General features: G+C 36.5%; 3 protein-coding genes. 1 reads left to right on the top strand and 2 read right to left on the bottom strand.

Annotation, left to right across the window (positions count from 1 at the left end):
- The first annotated feature begins 99 nt into the window (after positions 1-99).
- A complete protein-coding gene (nrdG, locus tag CBG25_RS07885; RefSeq protein WP_290605865.1) occupies positions 100-540 on the top strand; it encodes an anaerobic ribonucleoside-triphosphate reductase-activating protein in 441 nt (146 codons plus the stop codon).
- Here the strand turns inward: nrdG and CBG25_RS07880 are convergent.
- Both CBG25_RS07880 and CBG25_RS07875 read right to left on the bottom strand, forming a co-directional pair.
- Positions 537-977, bottom strand: a complete 441-nt coding sequence (locus tag CBG25_RS07880; protein ID WP_290605864.1) for a YhbP family protein — start codon at positions 975-977, stop codon at positions 537-539. The two genes, nrdG and CBG25_RS07880, sit on opposite strands and share 4 nt — an antisense overlap.
- 105 nt (positions 978-1,082) lie before the next feature.
- Positions 1,083-1,268, bottom strand: coding sequence for a DUF1471 domain-containing protein (locus CBG25_RS07875; RefSeq protein ID WP_290605863.1), 186 nt, complete (start codon positions 1,266-1,268; stop codon positions 1,083-1,085).
- Positions 1,269-1,711 lie beyond the last annotated feature (443 nt).

Genomic DNA, 1,711 nt, shown 5'->3' with positions numbered 1-1,711 from the left:
ACATAAACGATTATCTCGTAACAGCCGCTCTTTGTTGATCATTTCAAACCTTTATTCTCTAAGTTAAACCTCTTTTTATTCTCAATAGCGTGACAAAAAATGCAAGTCTCTATTCAGCAACTAGTTTGTTGTACGTTATTTGTCGCTGGCTGTCTTCATCAATGTAAAGGTTGTTACAACAAAAGCACCTGGAAAATTGATTCGGGTAAACCGTTTACCCAAGCAATAGAAAATCAAATCATCACTGATTTGCAAGACCAAAGGATCGTTCGTCAGGGACTTTCCCTCTCTGGCGGCGAACCATTACATCCACAAAATGTAGAGACGATTTTACAGCTGGTTAAACGCATTAAACACGAATGCCCAGATAAAGATATTTGGTTGTGGACGGGTTATACCATTGACCAATTAACTGATAATCAACGAGCCGTAGTTAACTATCTTGATGTATTAGTTGATGGTAAATTTATTCAAGCGCGCTATGATCCCAATCTATTATGGCGAGGTAGTCATAATCAAGTGATCCATAGACTGAATTAACTATCACGATGCCAGACCAGTTTAGTGCCAAAACCTAACTTATTATTGACCATTTTAATCTGTTGTAAAGATAATTGCCAAATAGGGATACTGGCTGCCATAGCGACTGGAAATCGTCGATTATAATCTTGCCTGGCTTGCTTTTCTTCTTTGCCGATTAGAGAATCGACTTTACCGATAAATTGTATTCCTTGTATGTTGGCCACTGTTTTGTTTTGACAACAAATAGTGCCAGCCACAAGCGGGTTTTTAAGCATCAGTTGCCCATGGCAAGTACTGGTTTCAGTCAGAAAATATAAGGACATCGTTTCGGCGTTAAAGGTATAAAAACAAACGGCAGGCCAGACATCTGACTGAAAAGAGGTAAATAGCGAAAAAACATGCTGACACGAAAGATATTGTTGCATCATAGCCAATGATGATTGATCAGCTAACATAGTCGTAATATATGTCCTTAAGTAAAAACACGCTGAGAATAACTCTTCAGCGTGTTTTTATCAAAAATTAAAGCGCTATCATCATGCGATAATTTATATTACCAATTATCTATAGGCTGGAGAATTAGCTTGACTGTTACCATAGATGCGGGCATTAGCTTGTACTTTATTTTGTGTATAGGCTAAAAAGGTAACATAATAGCTAGTTGCCCCTTTTTTGGTAGCCTCTTTAGCTAACTGCTCAACGGCACTAGTAGGTGTTTCTCCCGCAACAACAGAGACAACATCCATTGACTGCTAGGCAGGAAATTGCATGACTTGTTTTGCCTCATCAGCTATTGCACCGAATGACAACGCACCTAAAACCAAAATTAAAGCAGCTGGTAATTTTTTCATCATAAACTCCTTAATTGATTATTATCATTCAGAAATATTATTGGTTATTCCTGTGATATAGATCATAGTATAGGCACTAGTTAAAATTTTGGATTAGTTTTTTTGTTGCTGTCTTTCAAAAAAAAGGAATAACATATAAAAAATAATTCTTTTAATTTTGTTAAAATAGCGTTTACACACCTTACAGGGCACATAATCACCACGAAATCAGTAAACTAGTTGCTGAATAGAGACTTGCATTTTTTGTCACGCTATTGAGAATAAAAAGAGGTTTAACTTAGAGAATAAAGGTTTGAAATGATCAACAAAGAGCGGCTGTTACGAGATAATCGTTTATG

Source organism: Arsenophonus sp. ENCA, assembly GCF_002287155.1.
GTDB classification, from domain to species: domain Bacteria; phylum Pseudomonadota; class Gammaproteobacteria; order Enterobacterales; family Enterobacteriaceae; genus Arsenophonus; species Arsenophonus nilaparvatae.
The sequence above is the reverse complement of the archived record's forward strand: the minus strand, read 5'-3'. Positions and strand labels throughout refer to the sequence as shown.